This window comes from Dyella sp., assembly GCF_036568765.1.
In the GTDB taxonomy this organism is placed as follows: Bacteria; Pseudomonadota; Gammaproteobacteria; order Xanthomonadales; family Rhodanobacteraceae; genus GSA-30.
Genome location: NZ_DATCRY010000059.1, coordinates 1 through 6,645, shown reverse-complemented (window position 1 = coordinate 6,645; position 6,645 = coordinate 1). Strand labels below are relative to the sequence as shown.

Sequence of the window (6,645 nt, the reverse complement as noted above, 5' to 3'; positions counted from 1 at the left end):
AAGCCGTTATCGGTTAACGCCATCTTCGCCTCGTCGACGATGAAGTGCTTGTGCGCGTCACGGATCGGCTTTTCCTGATCCCAGCGACCGAAGAACGGCAATGCGCCCCAACTCTTGGCATAGACAACATGCGCACCGCGGTAGGCTTCCTCAATATCGTGACTGACGCGCAGCGAACCGCCATTTTCCTTGGCATTCTCGTAGCCGGCCTGCATGTAACGCTGGTCGAGCACATAGTCAGGCGTGGGGCACAACAAGGTGACATCCATACCCATCTTTGTCGCAATCAGCAGCGCCGAATTGGCGACCGCGGTGTTCAGCGGCTTGGGATGATATGTCCAGGTCAGTACGTACTTGCGGTTCTGCAGGTTGCCCAGGTGTTCCTTGAGCGCCAGCGCATGGGCCAGTTCCTGGCACGGGTGGGTGATGGTCTCCATGTTGATCACCGGCACCGTCGCATACTGTGCGAAAGCTTTGATGACGCGATCTTCGCGATCGACGTTCCAGTCCTGGAACTTCGGGAAAGCACGCACGGCAATCAGATCGACATAACGCGACAATACGCGTGCCACTTCGGCGATGTGCTCCTCGGTATCGCCATCCATCACGGTGCCGACATCGAACTCGATCGGCCACGCGTCCTTGCCCGGTGCCAGCACGATGGCATGGGCGCCCAGATGGAATGCCCCCAGCTCGAAGCTGGTACGCGTACGCATCGACGGATTGAAAAACAGCAGGGCGACGGACTTGCCGGCCATCTGCTGACCGCGTGGCGAACGCTTGAAAGCAGCCGCCTGTTCCAGCAGTGCGTCGATCTCGGCGCGGCTGAAATCCTGCGTGGTAAGAAAGTGACGAACGCTCATGACAGCTCCAAAATCCCAAATCCAGAAAACAAAAAACCCGGCTCGCTAGCCGGGTTTTGTCGTCGTTTCACGTTAAACGCGTGCGACAGCCTACCCGGCCGAATGTCGGATCAGCGGTCGACGAGCACGCGAAGTCATCCCAGCGGCCATGCGGGCACTGGTGAGGACATTGGCGGTATAGACGGCTGCGGACATGTGGGTTCCAGGGTTGAACCACCATCATGACGGGATTTTCGCTGCCTTGCAACAACTGGTTTTGGGGCGCGCGCTGGTGGCCACCCTTGGGGTGCACCGAAGGGGCGAGGGATAAGTAGCGAGGGCGCCAACACCGACCCCCGCGACAAGGTTCGGAGCTACGCTTTCGCCCCTCGTCCCCTGCTCCGCTCTCTACGGAGCCCAGCCCAAAAAGCAAACCGCCGCCCGTAGGCGGCAGTTGGCACGGCTTGTCGATTCAAAAGAGCTCAGTCGGCCGGAGAGACACTCACCCGAACCCGCAGGCGTTCACCCGGATCGTAGTTCAGGCGCGACACGTAGACTTCGCCGCGATAGCGGTACTCCACATCGTAGCCCATGATCCGGCGCTGCTCGCTGACCGAGTTGACCTGGCGGCAGGTCGTTTGGGTGCTTTCGTACTGACCGCCCGGAGACCGGGACACACTGTTGCCGACCGCGCCACCGGCGACCGCACCGACCACGGTCGCTGCCTTGCGGCCATCGCCCTTGCCGATCGTATTGCCGAGGACACCGCCGACCACCGCGCCCAGGATGGTGCCGGCAGCACTGCCATGACTCGGCTCCTGCTGCACGACAGTCTGGTCGTAGCATTCCTGTCGCGGCACTTCAGTGCGGGCCACGCCATAAACCGGGTCGACACGCAGCACGTCCGCCCAGCCAAAATGGGCGGCACCGTCGCCACCACCTTGAGCCGGCGGCGGGGGCGGCGGCGGGTCGTTCGGGTAGCGGGAGTTCTGTGCGAACGCACTGCCGGTGACCGTGGTAAAAGCCAGGATCAGTGCGGGAATAACCATTTTGCCCATGTCGACCTCCAAAAGAATCCGGGCTTTAAGACGCGTTCTTCTGCCTAATGTAATTCGAACAAATTCACACTGAATACACGCTTAGATCGGCGCTGACTGCCGCGTGTCGCTTACATGTTGTTAAGATGCCAGGCCGATTTGCGCCTCCGCGCACTGGAAGCCCGGACCCCCAATGCCGATCTCGCTCTATAACAGTCTGACCCGTCGCAACGAAACATTTGCCCCGCAAGATCCTGCCCGGGTCACGATGTACGTCTGTGGCCCGACGGTTTACAACTATGTGCACATCGGCAATGCGCGCGGCCCTGTGGTGTTCGACGTATTGGCTCGACTGCTGCGGCGGCACTATGCCGGGGTGGTGTATGCCCGCAACATCACCGATGTGGACGACAAGATCAATGCCTCGGCTCAGGCCGCCGGCGTACCGATCGCGACCATTGCCACGCGCTATGCCCAAGCCTACCGCGAGGACATGGCCGGGCTTGGCGTAGCGCCCCCCGACCTGGAGCCGCATGCCACCGCTCATATCGGGCCGATCGTGGCGATGTGCGAACGCCTGATCGCCTCAGGCCATGCCTATGCCGCCGAGGGCCATGTGCTGTTCCAGGTCAGTTCCTTTCCCGATTATGGCAAGCTGTCCGGGCGCGATCCGGAGGAACTCCTTGACGGCGCGCGCGTCGAGATAGCGCCCTACAAGAAGGACCCCGGAGATTTCGTGCTGTGGAAGCCATCCACACCGGACCTGCCCGGTTGGGACAGTCCCTGGGGCCGCGGCCGTCCCGGCTGGCATATCGAATGCTCGGCGATGTGCAAAGCCCAACTGGGCGATACCATCGACATCCATGCCGGCGGCGTGGATTTGTTGTTCCCGCATCACGAGAACGAAGTGGCGCAATCGACCTGCGCCAACGACGGCAAGATCTTCGCCCGCTGGTGGCTGCATAACGGCATGCTGACCTTCGACGGCCGCAAGATGTCCAAATCGCTAGGCAATGTGCTGTTACTGCATGAGCTGCTCAAGCAGTACCCGGCCGAGGCGCTGCGCCTGCGCCTGCTCAGCGGGCACTACCGGCAGCCACTGGACTGGTCCGAAGCAGCGATCTCACAATCGATCAGCACGCTGGACGGCTGGTACCGCGTGCTGCGGGAGCTGGCCGATGTGGCGATCGAGGCACCGTTACCCGTCCCGGAAACCGTCGAGGCCGCCCTGTGCGATGACCTCAATACACCGCAGGCCCTGGCTGCGCTGTCCCAGCTAGCCGACGCAGCTCGCGCGGCGAGCCCCGCCGATCGCGGCGCTGCCAAAGCGGCCTTGCTCGGCGGCGGCGCTTTGCTGGGGTTACTGCAGCAAGACCCGGAAACGTGGTTCAAAGGGGCACCCGATGGTATCGACGCGGTGGCGATCGATGCCTTGTTGGCCGAGCGTCAGCAGGCCCGTGCAGCGCGGAATTTCAAGCGTGCGGATGAGATTCGCGATGAGCTGGCGGCGATGGGAATCGCCATTGAAGATAGCGCCGCGGGGCCGCGGTGGCATGTGGTGAAGTAGATAGCTTTAGAGCAAGAGCCCCCTCACCCCAGCCCTCTCCCCTGGCAAGCCAGGGGAGAGGGAGCCGACTGCGGCGAGTCTCAATGTTTTGCACTAATAAGCGGCCGTTGCGACTGCTCGAACGTGCATGCGTGATGCCTTACTCACTCACGCATGACCAAGCCAGGGAAGAGGAAGCAGTCCGCGCAAGTGCAAAACATTGAGGCTCGCCGCAGTCGAACCCCGCTCCCCAGGCTTGCGGGGGGGGGGAGAACAACTGTCTTGCAGAGGCGGGCTCTTGCGGGAAGCTGCGGGCTCTTTGTCAGCTTTGAAAACGGAGACAAGTACTTACCCCACGCCGATCCTCCCCTGTAAACCAGGGAGGGAGCAAGTTACGCAAGTGCGAAACACCGAGATTCGCCGCAGTCGGCTCCCTCTCCCCTGGCTTGCCGGGGGAGAGGGTTGGGGTGAGGGGGGCTCTTGCTCTGCCTTTCGCGCGATAATAAGCAAATGACTACCGCCACTACCTCTACCGCCGAACAGGCCCAGCAGGAAATCGCCGACGAGTTCGCCTTCTTTGCCGACTGGACCGAGCGCTACCAATATCTGATCGATTTGGGCAAGCAGTTGCCGCCCTTCCCCGAGGCTTTGAAGACCGAAGCGAATCGAGTGCTCGGCTGCCAGTCGATGGTCTGGATGGTGCCCAGTGGAGACGCACAGGAAATGCGCTTCATCGCCACCAGCGATTCGGCCATCGTCTCGGGCCTGATCGCCTTGGTGCTACGCGTCTATTCCGGCCGCTCGGCCAAGGATATCGTGGCGACCGAACCGCGCTTCATCGAAGCCATCGGGCTGGCCAAGCACTTGTCGCCAACGCGTTCGAACGGTCTGGCAGCCATGCTGGCGAAGATCAAGGCGTACGCGACAGCGCTCGCTGGCTGACGCAGCCAACTGAAGTAACGAAGCCCGCGCAAGGCGGGCTTCGAAAACTAAGGCCGAGCAACCCGATCAGTCGCCCATCTGCTTCTGCAGATGTTCACGGCGCTCTTGCGCATCGAGCGAGAGCGTCGCGATCGGGCGTGCTTCGAGGCGTTCGACGCCGATTTCCTCGTCGGTCTCCTCGCAATAGCCGTATCGCCCTTCTTCGATGCGGCGCAAGGCCTTGTCGATCTTGGAGATCAGCTTGCGGTAGCGGTCGCGAGTACGCAACTCAAGGGAGTTTTCGGTCTCGCGTGTAGCGCGCTCGGCTTCATCGCCGACATCGCGTACTTCGTCACGGAGGTTTTCCATGGTCTGGCGAGACTCTTCCACCAGCTGATCGCGCCAATCGCGCAGCTTATTGCGGAAGTAGGCCAGTTGCCGCGGGCTCATGTACTCCTCGTCGTTGGACGGGCGATATCCCTTGGGCAGGTCAATATTCGTCGTGGACGGCAGCGCGTAGCGGCCGTCTTCCTTGGTGATGCCGTTATCGAGTGTAGTTGTGGAGCTATTCATCGAGGACTGCGCGGTCTTCTGTTTCGTGTGGGAAGTGTGGCGTGCGGTGGCTGAAGCCACACGCGGCGGGGTTGTCGCCACGGCGCTTGCTACCTTGCCCGCCGCCACCGGAGCAGCGGCAGATTTGGGAGCAGTTGCAGCGGCGACCTGGGCCGATGGCTTGGACTGTGCCTTGGTTTCATGCACCGCAACCGGCTTTGGCCCGACGGCCGCTGTCGGCTTGGCAGCGGGTGCCTTGGCCGGTGCCTTCGCAGCGGCCTTGGCCGGGGCCGCCTTGACTGGCGCGGGCTTAGGTGCCGCAGCGGCCTTGGAGGGTGCCGGCTTGGGCTGCGCCTTCGGGGCGGCGGCAGGCTTGGCGGGCTGCTTGGCCGCGACAGGCTGCTTGGCAGGAGCCTTGGTGGCGGGTTTGGCGGCGGGCTTCTTGGTGGCGGGCTTGGCGGCTTTGGTCACAGGGACGGCTTTCTTCGCGGGAGCTTTCTTGGCCGCGGCAGATTTGGCCGGGGCGGGTTTCTTGGTAGCGACTGGCGCCTTACCGACGCTCTTGGCTGTCCGCGCGCTCTTTGCGGCGGCGGGTCCGGTCTTGCTGGCCTTGGTGTCTTTCGCCTTGGCCGTCACCTTTCCTTTCGATGCCTTAGCAGCAGGTGTCGCACTACGTGTCGTCTTCGCCATATCCCTTCACCATTTTGGCCTTGGCGGCCGGGTGTTATAGCCCATGTATCTAACACCGGCAACCATGCTTCTGGAATACTGCGCCACTAGGCGCCGAAACCCGTCTCGGCGACGTGAAACGCTGTGACCCGACTGATACTTCTATTTCTTACTTTCTACAAGCGCTGGTTGAGCCCCCTGTTGGGACAGCGCTGCCGTTTCCACCCCAGCTGTTCCGATTATGCACGGATCGCCGTGACGCGCTTTGGTCCGTGGCGTGGCGGTCTGCTTGCACTCTGGCGCATCCTGCGCTGCCAGCCCCTTTGCGAAGGCGGCCCCGACCCCGTCCCCGACCGATTCGTCTTCCGCCGCTGCGGGAGCACAGGAGAACCCGATGTCCGCTGATTGGCTGATCAAAAACGCCGAATTGGTCAATGAAGGCCGCCGCTTCCATGCCGACCTGCGTGTCAGGCAAGGCCGCATCGAGACGATTGCCGGTTCGCTGGACGCACGGCCCGGCGAACAGACGATCGACGCTACGGGCCTGTGGCTGTTGCCGGGAATGATCGACGACCAGGTGCACTTCCGCGAGCCGGGCCTGACTCACAAGGCAGACATTGCCCACGAATCCCGAGCCTGCGCCGCCGGCGGCATCACCAGCTTCATGGAAATGCCCAATACAAAGCCTCCGGCGCTGGACAGCGTATCGCTGGAAGCCAAGTACGCTCGTGCCGCCGAGGTCTCGGCAGTCAACTATGGCTTCTATCTGGGCGCCAGCAACGACAACCTCGAGGCTATCCGCGCCCTGGATCCCAAGGCCGCACCGGGCATCAAGGTGTTCATGGGCGCCTCGACGGGCAATATGCTGGTGGACGATCCCCATGTGCTCGACGGCATTTTCCGTGAGGCACCCACGCCGATCATCACCCATTGCGAAGACACGCCGATGATCGATGCCTTGCATGCGAAGGCGCGCGAGAAATACGGCGAGAACATCCCTGCCCGCGAACATCCGCTGATCCGTTCGCGCGAGGCATGCATCAAATCCACCCGGTTGGCCATTTCGCTGGCGCGGAAG

6 protein-coding genes and 1 pseudogene are annotated in these 6,645 nt (G+C 62.3%); 4 read left to right on the top strand and 3 right to left on the bottom strand.

From position 1 onward, the window contains the following. Both VIM98_RS04905 and VIM98_RS04900 read right to left on the bottom strand, forming a co-directional pair. Window positions 1-863 (bottom strand): N-acetylornithine carbamoyltransferase (locus VIM98_RS04905; RefSeq protein ID WP_331991977.1); only part of this gene is annotated, 863 nt, incomplete at its 3' end. 461 nt (window positions 864-1,324) lie between these two features. Further along, window positions 1,325-1,900, bottom strand: a complete 576-nt coding sequence (locus tag VIM98_RS04900; protein WP_331991976.1) for a glycine zipper 2TM domain-containing protein — start codon at window positions 1,898-1,900, stop codon at window positions 1,325-1,327. Between the two features lie 172 nt (window positions 1,901-2,072). Between VIM98_RS04900 and cysS the strand changes: the two genes are divergently transcribed. Then, complete coding sequence (gene cysS / locus VIM98_RS04895) at window positions 2,073-3,446, top strand: cysteine--tRNA ligase (protein ID WP_331991975.1); 1,374 nt, start codon at window positions 2,073-2,075, stop codon at window positions 3,444-3,446. A gap of 489 nt (window positions 3,447-3,935) precedes the next feature. Next, on the top strand, window positions 3,936-4,367 hold the full coding sequence (locus VIM98_RS04890) for a SufE family protein (RefSeq protein ID WP_331991974.1): 432 nt from the start codon (window positions 3,936-3,938) through the stop codon (window positions 4,365-4,367). A gap of 66 nt (window positions 4,368-4,433) precedes the next feature. Here the strand turns inward: VIM98_RS04890 and dksA are convergent, their stop codons facing one another. Beyond that, a complete protein-coding gene (dksA, locus tag VIM98_RS04885) occupies window positions 4,434-5,588 on the bottom strand; it encodes an RNA polymerase-binding protein DksA (protein WP_331991973.1) in 1,155 nt (384 codons plus the stop codon). 123 nt (window positions 5,589-5,711) lie between these two features. Between dksA and yidD the strand changes: the two genes are divergently transcribed. Further along, window positions 5,712-5,972 carry a membrane protein insertion efficiency factor YidD gene (gene yidD, locus VIM98_RS04880; protein ID WP_331991972.1) on the top strand — a complete coding sequence of 87 codons (261 nt, stop codon included), beginning with the start codon at window positions 5,712-5,714 and terminating at the stop codon, window positions 5,970-5,972. Next, a pseudogene (locus VIM98_RS04875) lies at window positions 5,962-6,645 on the top strand (dihydroorotase); the annotation flags it as partial. The gene yidD and the pseudogene VIM98_RS04875, both read left to right, overlap by 11 nt.